Genomic DNA, 21,495 nt, shown 5'->3' on the forward strand with positions numbered 1-21,495 from the left:
TCGGGTGAGGTGACTGCTTCGCCGTCATTCGCGAGCAGGCTCGCTCCCACAGGAGAAACGCGACCCCCTGCAGGAGCGAGCCTGCTCGCGAAGACGGCAGCACTGTCGTCGCAAATCTAATCACTCAACTCCCGCACCTCCGCATGCGGCACCATTTTCAGGAAGTCCGGCATGTTCATGTGCAGCAGGTTGATGTGGTTGCCGGCTTCCACGTAGATGTCTTTCTGCCGGGTCAGCAGGGGGTCGATGACCACGTCCAGCCCATAGGCCTCACCCAGGGCGGGAATAGCGCCGCGTTCGCAGTCGTCGAACAGGTGCGGCAGATTGCTTTCCCGGGAAACCTGCCATTCGCCGCTGCTGCGCACTTTGCTCAGGTCCAGGTGACGGCTGGCGGGCAGCACGGCCATCAGGTAATGACCATGGTGGTCGTCGAGGATCACCGATTTGGCCACCCGCTCGGCGGGAATGCCCGCGACCCTCGCCGTTTCGAGGCTGCTGGCCGAGTGGGGGTGGGTGACGATGTCATAGTCGCATTGAGCCTTTTCCAGGCTTCGCTGCACGGTTCTTGCCATACGCATGATGCACCTCGGTGTCCGCAATAAAGCCTGGCGGACGATGGTTAACGCTCTTGCACGTACTGAAAGTCTAGGCTGGCCTGCACGACCCGGCGGGAAATCCGCCCATCGGACAGGTCGACAACCGGGCAAAATCCAGACAGCTGGCACGTCAACTAAACTGTATACAGAACCACCTGCGGCTCTCCCGGAGGGTCACGTGAACACGCACTGTTTTGCCATTGCCTGGCTGTTGGCGTTGAGCGGTTACGCCTTCGCCGCGGACCCTGGCAGCCTGCCGACACCAGACCCCGTCGGCCTCTGGCTGATCACCTTCGGCATTGCCTTTCTGATCGCCGAAGCGGCCCTGCCCAACTACGGCGTGATCGGTTTGGGCGGGATTGTGATGTTCGTGATCGGTGCGGTCATCCTGACCAATGCCCAAATGCCCGCCCCCCTGATGATCGGCCTGGGGCTGATCAGCGCGCTGTTGCTGATATTCCTGCTGGTCCGTGCCCTGAAAACCCGACCGCGCCATAACGTCAGCGGCGACGCCGGACTGCTGGGCAGCGTGACGCCGGTGTTGTCATTGCAGGCCGGCGATGCCTGTCACGGCTGGGTGCATTTACAGGGCGAACGCTGGCAAGTGTCGAGCGCCAAGCCGTTGCAAATCGGCCAGCGGGTGCTGGTGGTGGCACGCAAGGGTTTAATGCTGGAAGTGGCCGCGACTGACGCGGTACCAATGGGAGAATGACCATGGGCCTGCAGCTGGGTTTTGTCGCGCTGCTGTTATTGCTGATCGCATTGGCAGGCGCGACCTTTCGCATCCTGCGCGAGTACGAGCGCGGGGTGGTGTTCCAGCTCGGACGCTTCTGGCAGGTCAAGGGCCCGGGCCTGATCCTGTTGATTCCGGTGGTCCAGCAAATGGTTCGCGTGGACCTTCGGACCATCGTCCTCGACGTCCCGCCGCAAGACGTGATCACCCGCGACAACGTCTCGGTCAAGGTCAATGCCGTGCTGTACTTCCGCGTCCTCGATCCGCAGAAGGCAATCATCCAGGTCGAAGACTTCCTGATGGCCACCAGCCAATTGGCGCAAACCACCCTGCGCGCAGTGCTCGGTAAACACGAGCTCGACGAGCTGCTGGCCGAACGCGAACGGCTGAACATCGACATCCAGCAAGTGCTCGACGCCCAGACTGACGCCTGGGGCATCAAGGTGGCCAACGTCGAGATCAAACACGTGGACCTCAACGAATCGATGGTCCGCGCCATCGCCAAACAAGCCGAAGCCGAGCGCGAACGCCGGGCCAAGGTGATCCACGCCGAAGGCGAGTTGCAGGCCTCGGAAAAACTCATGCAAGCCGCCGAAATGCTCGGCCGCCAACCCGGCGCCATGCAACTGCGTTACATGCAGACGCTGAGTTCGATTGCCGGGGACAAGAGCTCGACCATCGTCTTTCCGTTGCCGATCGAACTGCTCAAGGGCATGGCGGATTTGTCGCCGAAACCTTGAACCGCACGCGCTGACTCAACGCTGCGCCGTCAACGGATAAACCGACTGCCATCCGCCACCCAGCGCCTTGTACAACCCGACCGCCGCCAGCGACACGCCGGTCGAACTTTCGACCCATTGCTCCTGGGTCGCCAGCAGCGCGCCCTGCACGGTGAGCACGTTGACGAAATCCACCACGCCTTCCACGTATTGCCGTTGCGCGGTTTGCAGGGCGATCCGGTTCTGGCGCACGGCTTCGGCCAGGCTGTCGCGGCGCAGTTGGCTGGCGTTGTAGGCGCTCAACTGGTCATCGATTTCATGCCAGGCACGCAGCACGGTTTGCTGGTAGGCAATGGCCGCTTCCTGTTGCTGGGCTTCGCGCAGGTTCAATACCCCGCGCAAGCGTCCGCCGTCGAACAATGGCAAGGTGAATTGCGGGCCAATGCCGAACGCCCGCGAACCCCATGAACCGAAGTCGCTCAATTGCATGGCTTGGGAACCGACATTGCCCGACAGGGTAATGCGCGGATAGAAATCGCCCTTGGCCACGCCGATGCTCGCGGTCGCGGCATGCAAACGGGCTTCGGCCTGGCGAATGTCCGGGCGGCGCTCGGCCAGTTGCGACGGCAGGCCGATGGCGACCTGGCGCGGCGTCTGTGGCACGGGCGCGTCGGTGGATAACTCGGCCGCCAGCGCCTGGGGCGGTTCGCCCATCAACAGGCTCAAGGCGTTGATCAATTGTGCCTGGCGCTGCTCCAGCGCTGGCAGGCGCGACTCGATGGCCGCGACTTGCGCGGCGGCTTCGGCGACGTCCAGGTCGGTCGCGACACCGTCGCCCAGGCGCAATTGCGACAGCTTCAGGCTGTGGCGCGCCACCTCAAGGTTCTGTTCGGTGACGGCGCGAGTGTTTTGCACGCCGCGCAGTTGAATGTAGTCCTGGGCGGTTTCGGCAAGCACCGATAACAGCACGCCTCGACGGTCGTTTTCCGCGACTTCCAGGGTGGCGTCGGCCGCTTCGGTTTCGCGGCGCACCCGGCCCCAGAAGTCCAGCTCCCAGGACGCGGAGAAACCGGCATCCCACAGATTGAACGCGGAATGGCCGTTGTGCCCCGACGGGTCGTTCAGGCCTTCGCTGCTGTTGCGTTTGCGCGCATAGCTGCCGGTGGCGGCGGTCGTGGGGTAGCGATCGGCGGTGATCACCTGGCGCACGGCGCGGCTTTGTTCCAGGCGACTGCTGGCCAGTTTGAGGTCGAGGTTGTCGGTCAGGGCACGCCGGCTCAGGGCCGAGAGTGTCGGGTCGTTGAACACCTCCCACCAGCGTTCGTTCAGGGTCTCGGTGATGGCCTGGCTGGGTGCGGCTTTCGCAGGTTCCGACCATTCGGTGATTTGTCGGGCTTCGGGTTTATGGAAGTCCGGACCGACGGTGCAGGCTGTGAGGCTCATCACGAGCAAGGCACTGGAAATTAGCTGAGGCAGCCGGCCTCTTCGCGAGCAAGCCCGCTCCCACAAGGGATCATTTTTTTGGCCAAAATGGTGTGCATTGCACCGGCCCAATGTGGGAGCGGGCTTGCTCGCGAAAGCGCCAGACCAATCACCAAAGATCCTCATCGCTGCGCAACCTCATGTTCGACACCGGCACTGGCGGTATCAATCCTCGCCTCTACCGACATCCCCACGCGCAACCGCTCGGCCAAGGGCTGCCCCGGCTCCAGCACAATCTTCACCGGAATCCGCTGCACGACCTTGGTGAAGTTGCCGGTCGCGTTGTCCGGCTTGACCGAGGCAAACGTCACGCCGGTGGCCGGGGCGATGCTTTCCACGCGCCCGTTCAGCGTCGCACCGCCAAAGGTGTCGACGCGCACCTGCACGTCCTGCCCCGGCTGCACATTCGTCAACTGGGTTTCCTGAAAGTTGGCCACCACGTAGGCCTGTGCTAACGGCACCACCGCCAGCAGCTTGCTGCCCGGCGTGACGTAGGCGCCCACCCGCACCGCCCGCTCGCCCACCATGCCGTCCTGCGGGGCGACGATGCGCGTATAGGAAAGTTCGTAGCTGGCAATTTCCAGCTTGGCCTGCGCCCGCTTCAAGCCACCTTCTGCGCCGTCACGCTGGGCGGTGAGGATGTCCACCTGCTTGCGTTCCGCCGCGAGCACCGCCGTGACATTGGTCAGCCGTGCACTGGCCTGGTCAATGCGCGTACGGGCCTGTTGCGCATTCTGCACCGTCCCGGCACCGACCCCGGCGAGATGGTTATAGCGATTGAGTTCATGCTCGGCAAAGGCCAGTTCAGCCTTGGCCGAGACCACCGAAGCCTGCGCCTGGGCGATCACCGAAGCCTGGCGCTCAAGGGTCGCCCGGGCGTTTTGCAGCTGCGCCTGGGCCATCAGCGCTTCCGCGGCCGATGCTTCAGCGGCGGCACGCAGATCGCGGTCATCGATCAGCGCCACCAACTGCCCGGTCTTGACCTGCTGGTTGTCTTCCACCAGCACTTGCTTGATGAAGCCGGCGACGCGCGGCACCACCAGCGTGTAGTCCGCCGAGACATAGGCGTCATTGGTGCTTTGTTGCGTGCGCTGGCCGGACAAACCGGGCACCAGCAGATAGATCAGCGCGCCCACCGCAATCACGACGGCAACGCCCACGGCCACTTTTTGCTTGGATTGAGTTGTCATAAAAACCTCGGTTTCAATGGAGCATTCAGGTCGGTGCGCGCGGTGGATAGATCCGCGTCGGCATCCAGAAAATCAGCAGAATCAGCGCCACGGCGATGCCGGCCATGCACAGGTAAAGGTCCGAGGCGGTCAGCACCACGGCCTGCTCATGCAGCCGATGGGCAAGGCCGGCGCTATCGGCATCGGCCAAGGGCGAATTGCCCAGGCGATCGACCAGCATCGTCGAGTGAAAGTGCAGCCGCGCGGTGGTCAGCGTCTCCAGCACGCCGGTGGCAATCACCGCTGCCAAGCCTTTCACGGTATTGAACCAGGACGACGCGAACGGCCCGTCCATGGGGTTGATACTGCCGGTCGAGAGCATCAGCAGCGGCAGCACTGCCATGGGCTGACCGAAAATCTGCAGCAGTTGCAGCATGTAGAAATCGTCGCGAATCCATTCCGACGTCAGCTGTGATCCGCCAAGGCAGGACACGATCAACATGGCTAAACCGATCCCCAGCACCCAGCGGCAATCGACCCAGCGCAGGTTGCACAGCGCCGCCACCAGCGGCAGCGCGATCAGCTGTGGCAGCGCCGCCAGCAAGGTGATCGGCGCGGTCTGCACCGGGCGATAACCCTGGACCTGCGCCAGGTAGCTGGACGGAATAATGATCACCGCCAGCAGAATCACCAGCACCCCGGACAGGGTCAGCAAGGCGAACGACAGGTTGCGAATGCCGAGCATCTGCATCTTGAAAAACGGAATAGGCTGCGACCATTCGTTGATCAGGAACGCCACCAGCAACGACGAACCACCCACCAGCAAGGCGCAGATCAAATTCGATTCGAACCAGTCCAGCCGATTGCCCTGCAAGATGCCGATCACCAGCATGCAGATCGCCGGAAAACCCAGCAGCAAACCGCGCCAGTTGAACTGTTTGAATCGCTCCAGCCGCAGCGGGTCCTGCGGGATTCCATAGCCCACGAAGACCATTGCAACCAGGCACGGGATGACGATTTGCCAGAAGGTCCATTGCCAACCGACATACTCCGTCCACAACCCCGCCAACGGCGTGCCCAGACCCGGGCCGAAGGTGGCGGTCAGGGTATAACCGGCCAGGCCATAGAGCTTCACATTGGGTGGCAGGAACCGCAGGGCAACGGTCATCAGCATGGGCGGCAACGCGCCGCCGGCCAGGCCTTGCAACGTGCGCAACACCAGCAGGCTTTCGTAGTTCGGGGCCAGCGGGCACAGCACGCCCAGCAGGGTAAAGGCACTGATGGCGTAGAGGGTGAAGCGGCGCAATGAGAACGTAACGGAACACCAGGGCGCAAAAGCCGCGGCGGCCACTGAAGTCGCGGCATAGGCGGCGACGATCCAGGTGCCTTCGTCATAGCCGATGGCCAGGGCGCCACGAATATCGGCCAGCGCCACCTTGACCACCATCTCGTTGAGGCCCGACACCAGCACCGCCAGCAGCACACCCACCAGGCCAATGATGATCCGCAGGCCAAAGATCATTGGCGGGGCGGCCGGCGTGGGCGCGGCCAGAGGCACCGAGGCCGTCAGGGAGGTCATCGGTTCACAACTCCGAAAAAAGTAGGGGGGCAGTCTACGAAGGCCAATCGCTGACGAAAACTGACTTATTGGCAATGTATAAGTGCGCTGGACGCAGCAATGAAATCACGAAAATGGGCGAGGACAGCACAGTGTCCCGCGACAGAAACGACGGGGAAAAGCTAACACCGCCACAGCAGGCAGGACCACCATCCATAGGTGTTAGAACAAGCGAAAGATCGCAGCCTTCGGCATCTCCTACAGGAGTTCGCGTTTATGAGCAGGCGCTGCCGAAGGCTGCGACCTTTTGATTTTCAAACCGGCTGAGCGGCCAGCCACGTCTCGTCGCAACAGGTCTTGAGGGTTTCGCGCAGCCAGCGGTGGGCAGGATCATTGTCGAATCGCGGATGCCAGGCCTGGGTCAGCATGATGGTCGGTAAGGGTACCGGCAGGGTGAATGAGCGCAATTTCAACCCCAGGCGACGCACGCTCAACAGCGTTTCCCTGGGCACCGGCAGGATCAGGTCGGAATCGGGCAAGGCGAACATCGCCGCATGGAAGCTCGGTGCGATCACCGCCACCCGCCGCTCCAGCCCGAGCGCGTTAAGCGCGGCGTCGATCGGCCCGCGAGCGATGCCGCGACGGGACATGCTGATGTGGGAAAACCCGGCGAAACGCTCGGCGGTGATCTCTTCATCGAGCAGCGGATGATCCTCGCGCACCAGGCCAACAAACTGGGTGGAGAACAGATTCTGCACTTTCACTTCCGGCATCAGCGGCCGGTTGTTGCTGACACTCAGGTCGATGCGCCCCTCACGCAAGGCTTCGTCATCGCCATCGCCCTCCGGAACAAAACGCAACTCGCAGTGCGGCGCCTGACGCTCCATGGTGTCGAACAACTTGCCGCCGTAAATGCCAATGAAAAAATCATTGGCCCGAATGCTGAACCGCCGCCGCAGACTGGCCAGATCAACCACGCGCGCCGAGTGGAACAACTGTGCGGCTTGCTCCACCACCTCGCGCACCTGATCGCGCAACTCCAGCGCCTTGGGCGTGGGCACCAGTCCCCTGCCGGCACGCACCAGGATCGGATCGCCGATGGCTTCGCGAATCCGCGTCAAGGTCCGGCTCATGGCCGCCGGACTCAGGTTCATCCGCCGCGCCGCGCCCACCACGCTGCCTTCGTCGAGCAAGGCGTCGAGGGCGACCAGGAGGTTCATGTCCGGTAGTTGCATGCTGAGCACTCTTGGCCGATCAGGATTGATTCAGACGCAATGCTAACAAACATCTTCCAATTGATGGGTTGGGAGTTCCGGCCTCTTCGCGAGCAAGCCCGCTCCCACACGTTCGGTGGCGACCACACATTTTGCATTCACCACAGCCCCCTGTGGGAGCGGGCTTGCCCGCGAAGGCACCCGGAACCACTATCAGTTCTGCTAGTTCTCAACCTTTACCGAGGCGGGTAAAACTAGGCCAGTCATCACATCGGCATTCCCGCCCAGGCTTTCGATATGACCCAACTCAATCAACACAACCCGACCCGACAACGCACAGTACTGCTGGCGACTGACAGCAGCCAGTCCGTGATCGGCGAAGTCGTCGATGGCAAAACGAACGCCATCACGTATTGCGCCTACGGCGAGCAATCTGCACCGGAGCCAGTGCAAACGCGACTGGGCTTCAACGGGCAGTTGCGCGAGTCGAAAATTGGCTGGTATTTGCTAGGCAACGGCTACCGCGCCTACAACCCGACACTGATGCGTTTTCACAGTCCGGACAGTTGGAGTCCGTTTTGGCGGGGTGGGTTGAATGCCTATATGTATTGCGTGGGGGATCCGGTAAACCGTTCGGATCCGACGGGGCATGCTCCGCTTTTTCCTGGTTTGCCTCGCGGGCTACGCAAGGCTGTTACTCGCACTGCAGACTTTTTCTTCGGTGGCAGTGGCGTTACAGGTCCCAACCGAAGCCAAGCTTTGGAAGCCACAGGAAGAGTAGAGGCTGTGACAGTGCCGATGCGCCCTGAAAAAACAGGGGAACTCAAAGCACTGACGGGCGTAGGGTCAATTGTCAGTGGGGCTCCCGGCCCGAGAGGAAACAGTTCACCGGCAATCGGTGAGTGGGGCGCTACCACGAAAAGGCATCACCCAGGGTACGCGGCGGGCGCTGCTGCGCATCGTTCTCCTCGCTCAACACCTCCTCCTTCAATTTCCAATGGAGGGGGCAGTGGCCCTGTTGGAAGACCACGCTTGAACAGCTTTGACGCGGCTCGAACTCTCTACGATGGTCCCGTTCCAATCGAACCGATTCTCGTAAAAGAGAGCCTTCTGGGAGGATCACCGTATAGCGGTGCTCACCTACCCCCGCCGCCACCGCCCCCTCCTCTGCTCAATCAAGCGGCGCTTGATAATTGGAATTCAAGTTCCAGCTCCAACTCCAGCGCAAGTTCCTCTCGCTCGAACAGCCCAGTACCATTTGTAGCTTTTGTGAATCGTGATACTGGGCAATCCCAAAATACATTTATAAGAAAAAGCTAAAGATTGTGATAATCAACGGGACAGAAATCATCTCTATCGACAAGGTGCCATTCCAGGATCGGTACCAATTCAAGCTAACGCTGCATCCCCCACCGTTTCACCGTCACCCGCTCCAGCGTATCAAACACCAGATTCTCCACCAGCAACCCGATCAAAATCACCACCGCCAACCCGGCAAACACCTTGTCGGTGTACAGCTCATTACGGTTCTGAAAGATGTACCAGCCCAACCCGCCTTTGCCGCTGGTGGCACCAAACACCAGCTCGGCGGCAATCAAGGTGCGCCAGGCAAACGCCCAGCCGATTTTCAGGCCGGCGAGGATCGACGGTAGCGCTGCCGGGATCAGGATGAACAGCACGAAGCGCATGCCTTTGAGGCCGTAATTGCGCCCGGCCATGCGCAGGGTTTCCGAGACGCCGAGGAACCCGGCGTAGGTGTTCAGCGCCAGCGCCCAGAGCACCGAATGCACCAGCACGAAAATCAGGCTGTTCTGTCCCAGGCCGAACCACAACAGCGCCAGCGGCAGCAGTGCGATGGCGGGCAGCGGGTTGAACATCGAGGTCAGGGTGCTGAGCAGGTCGCGGCCGAACTGGGTCGACACCGCCAGCGTGGTCAGGCCGAACGCCAGGACGATGCCGATCAGGTAGCCCTTGAGCAGCACCACCAGGGAAATCCACACCTTGCCCAGCAGTTCGCCGCTGAGCAAGCCGTCGTACAGCGCGTGCGAGGTTTGCAGGAAGCTGGGCAGCAGCAGGTCGTTGTCCTGCACGCGGGCCACCACTTCCCACAACACCGCCAGCAGTATCAGGATCAGGCTTTTGCGAATCCAGCCCTGTTGCCACAATCGTTGGCCGAGGGGCAGTTCGCGCTCCAGCGGCACGCTGGTGAGGGGATGCAGTACGGTTTCAAATTCTTCACGCGGGGATGATAAATGGCTCATCGGGCCCTCCTCTCAACTGGCTCAATAAGCGATGCGGATGTCGGCGAAATCCAGCTCGCGCTCGGTTTCCGGCGACTGGCCTTCGTCAAACAACAACCGGTGAATGCGTCGCGCTGACGCCTGAAACGCCACGCCGCCAAGGCTGTGCAGATCGTATTGATGACTGTGGACCTCCGCCCGCACCCGACCCGGATGGGGTGACAGCAACAGAATGCGGTTGCCCACCACCAGCGCTTCTTCGATGGAATGCGTGACGAACAGCAAGGTAAAACGCACCTCTTCCCAGAGCAGCAGCAACTCTTCCTGCATCTTGCGTCGGGTCAGCGCATCGAGTGCGGCGAAGGGTTCGTCCATGAGCAGGATTTTCGGCTGCATGGCCAAGGCCCGGGCGATGGCCACCCGTGCCTTCATGCCACCGGACAAGGTATGCGGATAGGCGTCGGCAAACGCCGCCAGGCCGACCTTCTCCAGGTAGTGCAGCGCCCGTTCTTCGGCTTCTTTTTTCTTCAGGGTACGAGAGGCCAGCAGCGGAAACATCACGTTCTGTTTGACGGTTTTCCAGGGCGGCAGTTGATCGAATTCCTGGAACACCACGATCCGGTCCGGCCCCGGCGCATCGACGCGCTGGCCCTGTAAACGGATCTCGCCTTCCACTGGCTGGATGAACCCGGCGGCGGCCTTGAGTAAGGTCGACTTGCCGCAACCGGACGGCCCGAGCAGGACAAAGCGGTCCGCCGGATCGATTTCGAAACTGACTTGATGGGTCGCCCGCACCACCCGTTGCGGCGTGCGGTATTCCAGGCTGACGTTATCGACCGACAGCAGCGCTTGGGCTGCCGTGGCCGGTTTGCTGACCGTGTGGCCTTGCAAAGGGGCGTTCATTTTTGTCAGCTCCCTTGCAGCGGTTTGGCGTCCTGGAAGAAGTAATCCTTCCACGAATCCGGTTTGTTTTTGATCGCACCAACGCGGTACAGGAACTCGGCCAGCGGATAGGTGTTTTTCGGTGTGACGCTGAATTCGAACTGCGGGTTGTCGATGATTTTCAGCAACGCGGCGCGATCGATCTTGGCCTTGGTGACACGGAGGTAAGTGTCCGCCGCCGCGCCTTTATCGTTCTGGGCAAAGGTGGCGGCTTCGGTCAGCGCGTCGATGAAGGCTTTGTAGGTTTTCGGGTTTTCGTTGCGAAATTTCTCGGTGGCGAACAACACCGTCGGCGAGTTCGGGCCGAGCAGGTCGTAGGTGTTCAGCACGACGTGCACGTTCTTGTTTTCCAGCGCCTGATCCTGGAACGGCGGGTTGGAAAAGTGCCCGGTCAGCTCGGTACCGCCAGCGATCAGCGCCGCCGTGGCATCGGGGTGCGGAACCGCGATGGTGTACTTGTCGAGGCGATTGAATTCCTTGTCGCCCCACTGCTTGGCGGCCGCGTATTGCAGGAAGCGCGACTGCACCGATACGCCCACCGCCGGCACCGCGATACGGTCCTGCTCGGTGAAATCGGCGATGGTTTTGACCTTCGGATTATTGCTCACCAGGTAGTACGGGAAGTTGCCCAGGGAGGCCACGGCCTTGACGTTCTGCTTGCCGTGGGTGCGGTCCCAGATGGTCAGCAGCGGGCCGACGCCGGCACCGGCAATGTCGATGGAACCGGAGAGCAACGCATCGTTGACCGCCGCGCCACCGGACAGCTGGGTCCAGTCGACCTTGATGTCGATGCCTTCCTGCTTGCCGTACTTCTCGATCAGGTTCTGATCGCGCACGACGTTGAGCAACAGGTAGACGATGCCGAATTGTTCGGCAATGCGGATTTCACCTTCGGCGTGGGCCACGGTGGGCGCCACCAGGCTGCCGGCGATCAGGCTGAAACCCAGGCCGATGGCCGCGGCCAGCGGTGCAAAGGGAAGACGTTTGGACATGATCAAATCTCCGGCAAATCAGAAAGGCGCGTCGCCCTGAATGGTGGTGCGATACAACTTGCGGCGCAGGTAGCTCGGGCATCCGGCAGCCAGGTGGATCAACGAACGGTTGTCCCAGAACACCAGGTCATGGGCCTGCCACTGATGGCGGTAGATGTTTTGCGGCAACACGCTGTGGGCGTAGAGCTCGGCCAGCAATTGTTGGCTCTCGTCCTCCGGCAGGCCGACGATGCGGGTGGTGAAGCCCTCGCTGACGAACAGCGCCTTGCGGCCGTTTTCCGGGTGGGTGCGCACCACCGGGTGGATGACTTCGGCCACCTGGGCGAGTTGCTCCGGGGTCAGCGTCGGGCGCCAGTTGCCTTCGAATTTGGTCTCGCTGTAGCGCGCCGTGTAGGAGTGCGCCGCCGAGCGGCCTTCGACCGCTTTGCGCAACGCCTCGGGCAGGCTGTCCCAGGCTTTGTGCATGTCGGCGAACAAGGTGTCGCCCCCTTCCGATGGCAGCTCCTGGGCATGCAGCATCGAGCCCAGGCTTGGCAGTTCCTTGTAGGAAAGATCGGAGTGCCAGAATTTGCCGGCATCGCCAAGGCCAATGTTCAGGCCGTTCTCGACGATATTGGAAACGATGAGGATTTCCGGATGCCCGGCCAGCAGGAACTGTTTGAGCACGTGGATCTGCAACACGCCAAAACGACGGCTGAACGCGATCTGTTGGTCGGGGGTAATGCGCTGGTCACGGAACACCACTACGTGATGATCCAGGTGCGCACGGTGAATGCGGGCGAAGTCCTGATCATTGATCGGGCGGGACAGATCCAGGCCGATGATTTCGGCGCCGACGGCGCCACTGAACGGACGGATTTCGAACAACTGCGGCGCGATGGTCGCGGCGCTTGGGGTAGCCGTAGCTGAAGACATAAATCACTCCCACGCACGGCACGCACAAAGGGGGCGCGCACGTCGATCAGAAACTCACGGATGTCGTGTTGGTTCGTGTCGTGCGGCGCGCCGATTGGTCGGCAGGTACGCAGGGGTGTGACTTTATAGATATAAGAACAGGATTTTAAATACCGTTAGTGAATAACCATATGGCGTATTTCGCCTATGCTGCTGACAGCATGACGCGGTTCACTTCTGAGGGATGCTCCATGTTCTACGTGCAACGCAATAGGGAAGGACAACTGATGCGCGTCGAAGCCGAAGCCTACGCCGAATCCACGGAAACGCTGCCGGCCGACCACCCTGATCTCCAGGCCTGGTTTGCCAACGAAGTCATGGCCACCAGCCTCAACCAGCTCAAGCAGATTAAACAGCTCAAGCAACTCAAGCAGAGCGACCTGGAAATGATCCGGGTACTCGACGACTTGATCGAGGTGCTGATCAGCAAAGGCGTCATTCTCGTCACCGACCTGCCGGCCGCCGCGCAGGCCAAACTGATGGACCGGACCCAGGCGCGGGAAGCGTTGGGCGGGTTAAGTCATCTGGTGGGTGATGATGAGGAAGGGTTTATCTGATACCGAAAAGATCGCAGCCCTCGGCAGCGCCTGAGTTGAGACGCGTACCCTGGTAGGAGCTGCCGAAGGCTGCGATCTTTTGGGCTCAATCCCAAGGCCCAGGCTCACCCACCAACCGCCCCTGCACCCCATACACCCCCATCTCCCGAATCACCGCCAACTCACCCTCTGTCTCTACCTGTTCGGCAATCAACGGCAAATCGATGCTGTGGGCCGCGCGCTGGATGGCTTCGATAAACAGGCGCTTGTCGCTCTCCTGGTCGATCGCGCGGATGTAACTGCCGTCGATCTTCAAGTACGCCAACCCGAGCCGCGCCAGGTTGCCGATCATGCTGAAGCGCCCGCCGAAATGTTGCAGGCTCAGCGAGAACCCGAGCCCGCGCAAACGCCGCGTCAGGTCTTCGAGCATGGCTTGCTCCGGCAATTGTTCTTCGCCGATTTCCAGGGTCAGCCGCGCCCCCAGATTGGAATGCGCACGCAGCCGTTCGAGCAGTGCGTTCAACGCCTGCGGATCTTCCAGGGTGGCCGACGACAGGTTCAGCGCCAGCGACGCGTCGTGATCGGCCATCTGCTCCAGCACCAGTTCCAGCATCAGCCGATCCAGCCGCGCGCTCCAGCCGAAGCGTTGCAACCACGGCAGGAAGCGCCCGGCCGCAATGCTCTGGCCCTGATCATCGATCAGCCGTGACAGCACTTTGTAATGCAGCACCAGTTGCGTGTCCTGACTGGCCACCACCGGCTGGAAATACAGTCTGAATTGCCGCTGATTCAACGCCCGATCCAACAGGTTGTGCCAGGCGTGATGGTCATCGCCGATGTCGGTCAAGGCACCGTGATCCAGGCAGACCCAATTCGAATCAACCTGGCCTTCGGCCTGGGCCAATGCCTGATCCGCCAACCCGAGCACCGCTTGCGGGGCGTCGCCATGAACAAAAGGCGCCAGCCCGATCGCGGCGACCGAGGCCACGTCGGTGGCGCCGGTCGCATGCAGGCTGGCCATGGCCGTGTCCAGGTGCTGCGCCAGTTGCAACGCTTCCTCGCGCACCAGCCCTGGCGCCAGCACGGCAAATTCGCCGCCACGGATCCGGGTGACCAGGTTGAGGGTTTCGGGGTATCGCGCGCACTCGCGGGACAGTTGCTCGCCCACCGCCTGGAGCAACGCATCGGTGCGTTGACCGCCCAGGCGCTGGTTCAGGCCGGCCAGGTCCTTGACGCGCAACAACAGCAAGTAACCGGAGCTGGCCTGCTCGGGGTTACTCACCCGCGCGTTCAATTGCATTTCGAAATAACGGCGGTTGGCCAACCCGGTCAGGTTGTCCTGATAGGACTCGACCCGCAGTTTTTCGCTGCGCTCGGCCTGTTCCTGAAACAGCGCCTTGAGCTTCTCGACCATCTGGTTCATGGCCTGCACCACACGCCGCAATTCAGGGGTGCGCGGCAGCTGCGGCAAGCTGAGGAACTCGCGACGGGCGATGGCGTGGGATTGCTGGACCATGTAGTCGAGCGGCTTCAATTGCCGACGCAGCAACAGCGCGCCCAGCACCGCGCTGACCACGCCGCAGATCAGCAACCACGCCAGGCTGCCCAAGGCGCTTTGCCACAGCTTGGCCAGGGCGAACATCGGGTGGCTGACCACTTCGACCCGCGCCGCCTGCTCCCAACCGCGGCTGACGATCGCGTCGCCACCGGCAGGCTCCAGGCCGATCAGCCGGACGAACCAGTCCGGCACGCGTGTATCGGCGGGAATGCCACTGCGCTCGACCAGGGTCTTGCCGCTGGACAGATCAACCACCCGGATGCTCGCGTAATAACCGCTGTCGAAGATCGAACTGACCAGCAACTCGGTCATCGCCGGATCGTCGATGTTCGGCGTTAGGGACAGCGCCAGTGCCGTCGCTGCATCCTGGGCGTGGGAGCGCAACTGGTTGACGTACTGGGTGCGCGAACTCTCCAGGCTGACCATGAAGCTGCCGGTGAAGGCGACGACCAGGAACAGGCAGATAGCAATCAACAGCTGTTTGAACAAAGACATCTGTGGGCGTGCTCCTAGTGAATGGTCTCGACCGGGAATCCTTCGGCCTGCATTTTCTTCAGCAGATCCTGCCACCGGGACAGGCGCTTGGTATCACCGACCTTCTGGTTGCCTTTGGCGCCCGGCAACCACAGCCCCTCTGCATTGAAAGCGTAGACCGGCAGCAAATCCGTACGTTGGCTGGCGGGCTGTATCGGGTCGATCAGGCTGTCGAGCACCAGCGGCATGGCGTCCGGGCTTGCGTAGTAGGTCAGCACCATGTGCGCGCGGTTCAGGCGCAACGCCTTTACGTAGGTGATGCGCAACTTGTCACTGGCAACGCCGAGATGGCGAAGACTGAAGTACTTGGCGATAGCGTAGTCTTCGCAATCGCCGGCACCTTTCCACAAGGCCTCGATCGGGGTTTCCCAGTAATCGTCCTGGTGCCACAGGTCGATGTCTTCAACGTAGCGCATGCGCTGGTTGAAGAAACGGTTGACCCGGTTGAGCTGCTCCAGCTCACTGGCCTGCTGCTCGGTGGCCAGTAATTGTTGCCAGTCTTCAATGCGCTGCCGGCCTTCGCCCAAAGTTCCGTACAATGCCTGCGCCCTGCGGCTGATCAGGGAAAAATCCCAATCGGCCTGTACAGCGCCCAGCATCACCCCGGCCAGCAGCAACGCACTGCAAGGCCAGCGCAACAGTCGGGGGAGGGGGAAACGTACCGCCAAGGCGAGGCATCCAGGAAGGCAGGTCGAAGTCGATTGATGGTGTAGGTTAGCCCGTTAAAAAACAATGGCACGGTGCGATCACCGCGGGCGCGCTAAACTGAAGGTGAAGCGCTCTAATGCAGGTTTGACAAGCGCTCAGGCAGTCACTAGTGTCAGTTGGATCCAAAATTATTTCAGTCAATCAGGGTGCGTTGTAGTGACACAAAAGCCCAACCCTCTCAGCAGTATCAAGGTCGACGGGCCGATTCCCGCTCACTTGGCACGCTCGGTGATCGAAGAAACCCTGCGCTCGGCCATTCTCGATGGTCGCTTGCCAACGGGCATTGCCCTGCGGCAGCAAGACCTCGCCGACCTGTTTGGCGTCAGCCGCATGCCCGTGCGCGAAGCCTTGCGCCAGCTCGAAGCCCAGGCATTGCTCAGCGTAGTCGCCCATAAAGGCGCCGTGGTTGCGCCGCTGGTTCAGGGCGATGCCGCTGAAACCTACGCACTGCGGATCCTGCTGGAGTCCGAAGCGCTGCGCCTGTCGGTCCCGCTGCTTGAGGCCGAGGATCTGGAACAGGCCGCCCGCTATATCGACGAACTGGAAACCGAACACGACTACAGCAAGATCGGCCGGCTCAATCGCCTCTTCCACATGTCGCTTTATTGCAAGGCACCCAACAAACGCCTGTTGAAACTGGTTGAAGACGGGTTGAACGAGGAGGAACGTTTCCTGCGCTTCAACCTGGAAGCCATGGGCTTGGGCAAGTTGTCCCAGGAAGATCACCGGGCGCTGTTGCTGGCTGCCGAACATCGTGACGTTGAAACCTCAATCAGGCTGCTGGAACATCACCTCAATCGTGGGGTGGAAGTCATTACCCGCTACCTCAATAGTGCCGAAGTTCAGGGCGCAAAGACCTCGAAATAGAACCCCGGCGTCCAGCCCTCGCCCCAGGCAAAAGCGGGCTTGCTCACGAATGAACGATATCGCGCTCGCACTGACGTAAGCCCCGACAGCTGTTGCAAATTCCCCGTCCCTTGATGACAATGCGACTAATTATCATTTGTGACGTCCGGGCAGTCTTGTTCATGTCCTCACCCGAGTTTGCAGTACAGGCGCTCTACAGCAGCCACCACGGTTGGCTCAACAGGTGGCTGCGCGCCCGACTGGGCAATGCCGCCGATGCCGCGGACCTGGCCCAGGACACTTTTGTCCGCCTGCTGCAAAGAACCGAGCGCCTGGAGTTGAAGGCGCCTCGCGCTTTTTTGCGCACCATTGCACGCGGCCTGGTGATCGATCATTGGCGTCGGGAAGAAATCGAACGTGCCTACCTGGAAACCATCGCCCATTTGCCCGAGGCCGAAACGCCCAGCGCCGAATCCCGGGCACTGGTACTCGAATTGCTGGAAAGCATCGCCCGTCTGCTGGAAGGCCTGAAGCCGAAAGTGCGCCAGGCATTTTTGCTGGCACAGTGCGAAGGCCTCACCCACAAGCAGATTGCCGAGCACATGGGATTGTCCCTGCGCTCGGTGGAGCGTTATGTGGCCGATGCGCTTTTCCATTGCTACACGCTGCGGTATCACGCCTGATGCCGGTCGATAACCTCTCGCTGAACCGGCACGCGGAGCCGCAGCAACAGGTGGTCAAGCAAGCCATCCACTGGCTGCTGCGACTGCGCAATAACGCCGCCAACCCCAAGCTGCGCCAGCAATGCGATGTCTGGCGCGCGGCGCACCATGAACACGAGCTGGCCTGGCAGCGGGTGCAGTCGCTGCATTCGGAGTTGAGCAACAACCTGCGAGCGGTGCCCGGCGCGCAGGTCGCTTTCAATACCCTGGAAAACAGCGCCCAGGGCTTGGGCCGACGCCAGGCGCTGAAGCTGCTGTCGGGGGTATTGCTGATGGGGTCGGCCGCGTGGCTGGGCAAGGATGTCATCGGCTGGCAGCAATGGAGCGCCGACTTCGCCACCGCCACGGGCGAGCGCCGTGCGTTCCAATTGCCAGATGGCACACGGCTGGAACTCAACACCGACAGCGCGGTGGATCTGGACTACACGCCGCAGCAGCGCCTGATCGAACTGACCCGCGGCGAGATCATCGTGACCTGCGGCGGCGCCGACGAAGGCGCTCCATTCGACCGCCCCTTGAGGGTCCAGAGCCGTCACGGCGTGTACGAAGGCGTGGGCGCGCGCTTTATCTTGCGCCAGGACGCCGACTGCACGCGGTTGAGCGTCACCAATGGCCAGGTGGTGATCCGTTCGCCACTGGGGGTCGACGCCCAACCGATTCACGTGCAGGCCGGTCACAGTTACTTGATCGATCACCGGCAAGCGCAGATGGCGCCGCCACTGGACATGGAGGTCGGCGCCTGGGCGGATGGCTTGATCGTGACCCGCAACATGCGGCTCGGGGATTTCCTCAAGGAAGTCGGGCGGTATCGCCAGGGTTACCTGGGGTGCGCAGCCGACATTGCCGACTGGCGACTGTCCGGGGTTTTCCGCCTGGAGGACACCGACAAGCTGCTGGCCATCCTGCCGCAAACCTTGCCCGTGCAATTGCGCTATCGCACGCGCTGGTGGGTCACCCTCGAACGGCAAGTCTGAAGCAGTTTTTTTGGCGGGTTTTCCGAACGAGTCCGGCTTAGTCAGTAAGCACTTCAACTCAGCCTCAGCGACTTCCCACGGAAACCTACAATGACTGTCCGCTCCGCCTGCAAGAACCCTCTGCATTTCACGGCGAAATCCGGCGTTTTGCGCCACGCCATTCGCGCTGCCCTGTTTTCCACTGCATTAGGTGTCGGCCTGGTACCAGGCCTCGGACATGCCGTCGAGGGCAGCGAGGCCAGCAGTCAACGCTTCAACATCGCGGCCGGGGCCTTGAGCGACGTACTCAATCAGTTCGCGCGCCAGGCCGGCATCACCCTGTCGATGACCCCGGAGCAAACCCAGGGTCATCAATCACCTGGCTTGCAGGGGGACTTTTCGGCGGATCAAGCCTTGAGCCATTTGCTCAGCGGTTCGGGCCTGATGGCTGTCAGCCAGGATGGCAGCCGCTATGTGTTGCGGCCTGTCGCCGACAGCGACGCAATGGCACTGCCCGCCACGGACATCAAGGGCTTCGCCCTGGGCAACGCCTTGGGCAGCATGGAGGGCTACAACGCGACACACAGCCAGATCGCCACAAAGACCAGCACGGCGCTGCTGGAAACATCACAAAGTGTCTCCGTCGTCACCCGCGAGCAAATGGACGACCAGGGCTCACAAACGGTGTCCCAGGCCATGCGCTACACGCCCGGTGTACTGACCAACCCCTACGGCGCGACCCACCGCTACGACTATGTCGCCATGCGCGGCTTCAACGACGGTTCGGTGGATAACATCTACCTCGATGGCCTCAAATCCATGGGGGACAGCGGCACCTACAGCACCATGCAGGTGGACCCCTATTTCCTCGAGCGCGTGGACATCCTCAAAGGTCCTTCCTCGGTGCTCTACGGGCGCAGCTCACCGGGCGGCCTGGTGGCGCTGACCAGTAAGAAGCCGCTGTACACGCCCTATCATCAGATTCAAGCCACGGCAGGCAATCAGGGCCAACGTGGCCTTGGATTCGACTTCAGCGGCCCTGTGGATGACGACAAGCGCATCGCCTACCGCCTGACAGGACTGGCGGATCAGTCCGACACACAGTTCGATCACAACAAGGAAAAACGCTTCGCCCTCGCCCCCACGGTCAGCATCGATTTCACCGAAGATACGTCGCTGACCTTGCAGGCCTATCTGCAACATGATCCCGATGGCGGCTACCACGGCGGTGTTCCGGCCGATGGCACCCTGCACCAGCGCAACGGCAACCGGATCTCCCCGCACTTCTTCGAGGGCGAGCCGAGTGTCGATGGTTATCAGCGTGACCAGCAGTCTTTCGGCTATCAGTTCGAGCATCGCTTCAACGACGTCTTCACCGCACGGCAGAACTTCCGCTACCTGGATTCCAAAGTGAACATGGATCAGGTCTATGCCTATGGCTGGACTACACCTGCCAGCAACGAGCTGAATCGCTATTACACCGGTGGAGACGAAAAACTCCACGCCTTCATCGTCGATAACATGCTGCAAGCGGAGTTCTTCACCGGCGCGACCAGGCACACCCTGTTGATGGGAGCGGATTACCAGCGTCGCAAGACGGTGGTTGACTGGTCCAGCGGCGGCCTTGCGCCAATCGATGCGTTCAATCCGGTGTATGGCAACGCGGCGATCGATCCTTTCGGGGACACCAGTTACTTGCGTCGCCTGGAGCAAACCGGCGTGTACCTGCAAGACCTGATCGAGATGGACAAATGGCGCTTCTCCCTCGGCCTGCGCCAGGACTGGGTCGAAACCTCCGAGGAGAATCGACTGGCGGAAAGCGGTCGCCCACAGGGTACTGAAATCAATGACAAGCGCACCAAGTTGACAGGGCGCGCCGGCGCGCTTTATCTGTTCGATAACGGCATTGCGCCGTACATCAGCTATTCCGAGTCCTTCAACCCGAACTCCTACGCCGACAGTGCCGGCAACCCGCTGGCACCTACCGATGGTACGCAGTGGGAAGTCGGCTTGAAGTATCAACCTCCAGGCACTGACAACCTGTTCACGGCATCGCTGTTCCGTATCGACCAGGAAAACCTGGCAACCAAACTGCCGCAGGAAAACTTCTACCGTGCTGTCGGTGCCGTCCGCTCCCAGGGCCTGGAGCTGGAAGCGCATATGCAACTGACCGACCATCTCAAAGTACTCGGCAGCTATACCTTCACCGACATCGAATACTCGAAGTCGATGATCAGCACGTTGAGCACAGACACTGACGTCATTGAAAACAAGGGCAACTCACCGACCCAGGCACCGCGGCATATGGCCTCGATCTGGGCTGACTATGCATTCGACAGCGCAGCGCTCGATGGCCTGCGACTGGGTGGCGGGGTTCGGTATGTGGGTTACAGCTGGGCCGATGCGGAAAACACCATGAAGGTACCGTCGTATACATTGTTCGACGCCTCCGTCGGCTACGACTTGGGCAAGGTGGGCCTGAAGGGCGTGGATGTACGCCTGAATGCGAACAACCTGACCAATGAGTCCTATGTCGCCTCCTGTGCCAGCCTGAACTTCTGCTACATGGGCGAGGAGCGTAATGTCTCCGCGACAGTGAGCTACCAGTTCTGATCACCGATCATAAAAAAGCCAGCGCCTGAATCCAGGGGCTGGCTTTTTTTCGCCTGGGTTTTTTACTGCCCCAGAACGACAAAACCCCTGTCTGCGCAAGCAGACAGGGGTTTCGGAATTCAATCTTGACGATGACCTACTCTCACATGGGGAAACCCCACACTACCATCGGCGATGCATCGTTTCACTTCTGAGTTCGGGATGGGATCAGGTGGTTCCAACGCTCTATGGTCGTCAAGAAATTCTGCAACCAGCCCGTTAGAAACCTAACGTGCCAGTGAAAATGGGTGACTTCTACTAAAACAAAACCCCAACTGCTTTCGCAATTGGGGTTTCGGAATTTAATCTTGACGATGACCTACTCTCACATGGGGAAACCCCACACTACCATCGGCGATGCATCGTTTCACTTCTGAGTTCGGGATG

Annotated in this window: 19 protein-coding genes and 1 rRNA gene; 8 read left to right on the top strand and 12 right to left on the bottom strand. The window is 61.1% G+C overall.

Translation table 11 applies throughout. From position 1 onward, the window contains the following. Positions 1-116 precede the first annotated feature (116 nt). Positions 117-578: an aminoacyl-tRNA deacylase gene (locus F8N66_RS21280; RefSeq protein ID WP_150772054.1), complete on the bottom strand. Its 462-nt coding sequence runs from the start codon at positions 576-578 to the stop codon at positions 117-119. Between the two features lie 196 nt (positions 579-774). Between F8N66_RS21280 and F8N66_RS21285 the strand changes: the two genes are divergently transcribed. Then, positions 775-1,308, top strand: coding sequence for an NfeD family protein (locus F8N66_RS21285; protein WP_150772055.1), 534 nt, complete (start codon positions 775-777; stop codon positions 1,306-1,308). Positions 1,309-1,310: 2 nt separating this feature from the next. After that, on the top strand, positions 1,311-2,069 hold the full coding sequence (locus F8N66_RS21290; RefSeq protein ID WP_150772056.1) for a slipin family protein: 759 nt from the start codon (positions 1,311-1,313) through the stop codon (positions 2,067-2,069). A 15-nt stretch (positions 2,070-2,084) separates the two neighbouring features. Here F8N66_RS21290 and F8N66_RS21295 read toward each other — a convergent pair whose 3' ends face one another. The 4 genes from F8N66_RS21295 to F8N66_RS21310 all read right to left on the bottom strand — a co-directional run bounded on the left by F8N66_RS21295 (position 2,085) and on the right by F8N66_RS21310 (position 7,492). After that, positions 2,085-3,656 carry an efflux transporter outer membrane subunit gene (locus F8N66_RS21295; protein WP_150772057.1) on the bottom strand — a complete coding sequence of 524 codons (1,572 nt, stop codon included), beginning with the start codon at positions 3,654-3,656 and terminating at the stop codon, positions 2,085-2,087. Then, complete coding sequence (locus tag F8N66_RS21300) at positions 3,653-4,720, bottom strand: HlyD family secretion protein (protein WP_150772058.1); 1,068 nt, start codon at positions 4,718-4,720, stop codon at positions 3,653-3,655. Before F8N66_RS21300 ends, F8N66_RS21295 begins: the two co-directional genes overlap by 4 nt. 25 nt (positions 4,721-4,745) lie before the next feature. Beyond that, the gene (locus F8N66_RS21305) at positions 4,746-6,278 is read right to left on the bottom strand and encodes an MFS transporter (RefSeq protein WP_150772059.1); all 1,533 of its coding nucleotides are present in this window, start codon (positions 6,276-6,278) and stop codon (positions 4,746-4,748) included. A 293-nt stretch (positions 6,279-6,571) separates the two neighbouring features. Continuing rightward, positions 6,572-7,492, bottom strand: a complete 921-nt coding sequence (locus F8N66_RS21310) for a LysR family transcriptional regulator (protein WP_150772060.1) — start codon at positions 7,490-7,492, stop codon at positions 6,572-6,574. Positions 7,493-7,768: 276 nt separating this feature from the next. On the opposite strand from F8N66_RS21310, the gene F8N66_RS21315 reads away from it, so the two are divergent. Then, complete coding sequence (locus F8N66_RS21315; protein WP_150772061.1) at positions 7,769-8,791, top strand: RHS repeat-associated core domain-containing protein; 1,023 nt, start codon at positions 7,769-7,771, stop codon at positions 8,789-8,791. 74 nt (positions 8,792-8,865) lie between these two features. Here the strand turns inward: F8N66_RS21315 and F8N66_RS21320 are convergent, their stop codons facing one another. From F8N66_RS21320 to F8N66_RS21335, 4 genes are read right to left on the bottom strand one after another with little or no spacing between them, the layout of a single operon-like run. After that, the gene (locus tag F8N66_RS21320) at positions 8,866-9,732 is read right to left on the bottom strand and encodes an ABC transporter permease (protein ID WP_150772062.1); all 867 of its coding nucleotides are present in this window, start codon (positions 9,730-9,732) and stop codon (positions 8,866-8,868) included. A 21-nt stretch (positions 9,733-9,753) separates the two neighbouring features. Then, positions 9,754-10,614 (bottom strand): ABC transporter ATP-binding protein, encoded by an 861-nt coding sequence (locus tag F8N66_RS21325; protein WP_150772063.1) that lies wholly within the window; start codon positions 10,612-10,614, stop codon positions 9,754-9,756. Between the two features lie 5 nt (positions 10,615-10,619). Then, the gene (locus tag F8N66_RS21330; RefSeq protein ID WP_150772064.1) at positions 10,620-11,645 is read right to left on the bottom strand and encodes an ABC transporter substrate-binding protein; all 1,026 of its coding nucleotides are present in this window, start codon (positions 11,643-11,645) and stop codon (positions 10,620-10,622) included. An 18-nt stretch (positions 11,646-11,663) separates the two neighbouring features. Continuing rightward, complete coding sequence (locus F8N66_RS21335; RefSeq protein ID WP_150772065.1) at positions 11,664-12,560, bottom strand: TauD/TfdA dioxygenase family protein; 897 nt, start codon at positions 12,558-12,560, stop codon at positions 11,664-11,666. Between the two features lie 230 nt (positions 12,561-12,790). Between F8N66_RS21335 and F8N66_RS21340 the strand changes: the two genes are divergently transcribed. Continuing rightward, positions 12,791-13,156 (top strand): tryptophan synthase subunit beta, encoded by a 366-nt coding sequence (locus F8N66_RS21340; protein WP_150772066.1) that lies wholly within the window; start codon positions 12,791-12,793, stop codon positions 13,154-13,156. Positions 13,157-13,241: 85 nt separating this feature from the next. On the opposite strand, the gene lapD is transcribed toward F8N66_RS21340, so the two are convergent. Next, positions 13,242-15,188: a cyclic di-GMP receptor LapD gene (gene lapD / locus F8N66_RS21345; protein ID WP_150772067.1), complete on the bottom strand. Its 1,947-nt coding sequence runs from the start codon at positions 15,186-15,188 to the stop codon at positions 13,242-13,244. 14 nt (positions 15,189-15,202) lie between these two features. Beyond that, the gene (gene lapG / locus F8N66_RS21350; protein WP_150772068.1) at positions 15,203-15,895 is read right to left on the bottom strand and encodes a cysteine protease LapG; all 693 of its coding nucleotides are present in this window, start codon (positions 15,893-15,895) and stop codon (positions 15,203-15,205) included. A 196-nt stretch (positions 15,896-16,091) separates the two neighbouring features. Here lapG and F8N66_RS21355 point away from each other — a divergent pair, with 196 nt between their 5' ends. The 4 genes from F8N66_RS21355 (at position 16,092) to F8N66_RS21370 (ending at position 21,069) form a co-directional block, all read left to right on the top strand. After that, the gene (locus F8N66_RS21355; RefSeq protein WP_150772069.1) at positions 16,092-16,802 is read left to right on the top strand and encodes a GntR family transcriptional regulator; all 711 of its coding nucleotides are present in this window, start codon (positions 16,092-16,094) and stop codon (positions 16,800-16,802) included. Between the two features lie 161 nt (positions 16,803-16,963). Further along, complete coding sequence (locus tag F8N66_RS21360) at positions 16,964-17,464, top strand: sigma-70 family RNA polymerase sigma factor (RefSeq protein ID WP_150772070.1); 501 nt, start codon at positions 16,964-16,966, stop codon at positions 17,462-17,464. Continuing rightward, positions 17,464-18,477 (top strand): FecR domain-containing protein, encoded by a 1,014-nt coding sequence (locus F8N66_RS21365; protein ID WP_150772071.1) that lies wholly within the window; start codon positions 17,464-17,466, stop codon positions 18,475-18,477. The genes F8N66_RS21360 and F8N66_RS21365 overlap by 1 nt, the downstream gene beginning before the upstream one ends. Positions 18,478-18,567: 90 nt before the next feature. Beyond that, positions 18,568-21,069, top strand: a complete 2,502-nt coding sequence (locus tag F8N66_RS21370; protein ID WP_150772072.1) for a TonB-dependent siderophore receptor — start codon at positions 18,568-18,570, stop codon at positions 21,067-21,069. A 123-nt stretch (positions 21,070-21,192) separates the two neighbouring features. Here the strand turns inward: F8N66_RS21370 and rrf are convergent. Further along, positions 21,193-21,308: ribosomal RNA gene (gene rrf, locus F8N66_RS21375) — 5S ribosomal RNA — on the bottom strand. Positions 21,309-21,495: the final 187 nt, after the last annotated feature.

Source organism: Pseudomonas fluorescens (assembly GCF_902498195.1).
GTDB lineage: Bacteria > Pseudomonadota > Gammaproteobacteria > Pseudomonadales > Pseudomonadaceae > Aquipseudomonas > Aquipseudomonas fluorescens_BU.

Excerpts from the sequence above, each read along its gene's own strand:
- F8N66_RS21305 (WP_150772059.1), bottom strand. The coding sequence starts at position 6,278 with ATGACCTCCCTGACGGCCTCGGTGCCTCTGGCCGCGCCCACGCCGGCC.
- F8N66_RS21330 (WP_150772064.1), bottom strand. The coding sequence starts at position 11,645 with ATGTCCAAACGTCTTCCCTTTGCACCGCTGGCCGCGGCCATCGGCCTG.
- F8N66_RS21365 (WP_150772071.1), top strand. The coding sequence starts at position 17,464 with ATGCCGGTCGATAACCTCTCGCTGAACCGGCACGCGGAGCCGCAGCAA.
- F8N66_RS21280 (WP_150772054.1), bottom strand. The coding sequence starts at position 578 with ATGCGTATGGCAAGAACCGTGCAGCGAAGCCTGGAAAAGGCTCAATGC.
- F8N66_RS21295 (WP_150772057.1), bottom strand. The coding sequence starts at position 3,656 with ATGAGGATCTTTGGTGATTGGTCTGGCGCTTTCGCGAGCAAGCCCGCT.
- F8N66_RS21310 (WP_150772060.1), bottom strand. The coding sequence starts at position 7,492 with ATGCAACTACCGGACATGAACCTCCTGGTCGCCCTCGACGCCTTGCTC.
- F8N66_RS21360 (WP_150772070.1), top strand. The coding sequence starts at position 16,964 with ATGTCCTCACCCGAGTTTGCAGTACAGGCGCTCTACAGCAGCCACCAC.
- F8N66_RS21370 (WP_150772072.1), top strand. The coding sequence starts at position 18,568 with ATGACTGTCCGCTCCGCCTGCAAGAACCCTCTGCATTTCACGGCGAAA.
- F8N66_RS21320 (WP_150772062.1), bottom strand. The coding sequence starts at position 9,732 with ATGAGCCATTTATCATCCCCGCGTGAAGAATTTGAAACCGTACTGCAT.
- F8N66_RS21315 (WP_150772061.1), top strand. The coding sequence starts at position 7,769 with ATGACCCAACTCAATCAACACAACCCGACCCGACAACGCACAGTACTG.
- F8N66_RS21340 (WP_150772066.1), top strand. The coding sequence starts at position 12,791 with ATGTTCTACGTGCAACGCAATAGGGAAGGACAACTGATGCGCGTCGAA.
- F8N66_RS21300 (WP_150772058.1), bottom strand. The coding sequence starts at position 4,720 with ATGACAACTCAATCCAAGCAAAAAGTGGCCGTGGGCGTTGCCGTCGTG.
- lapD (WP_150772067.1), bottom strand. The coding sequence starts at position 15,188 with ATGTCTTTGTTCAAACAGCTGTTGATTGCTATCTGCCTGTTCCTGGTC.
- F8N66_RS21290 (WP_150772056.1), top strand. The coding sequence starts at position 1,311 with ATGGGCCTGCAGCTGGGTTTTGTCGCGCTGCTGTTATTGCTGATCGCA.
- F8N66_RS21335 (WP_150772065.1), bottom strand. The coding sequence starts at position 12,560 with ATGTCTTCAGCTACGGCTACCCCAAGCGCCGCGACCATCGCGCCGCAG.
- F8N66_RS21325 (WP_150772063.1), bottom strand. The coding sequence starts at position 10,614 with ATGAACGCCCCTTTGCAAGGCCACACGGTCAGCAAACCGGCCACGGCA.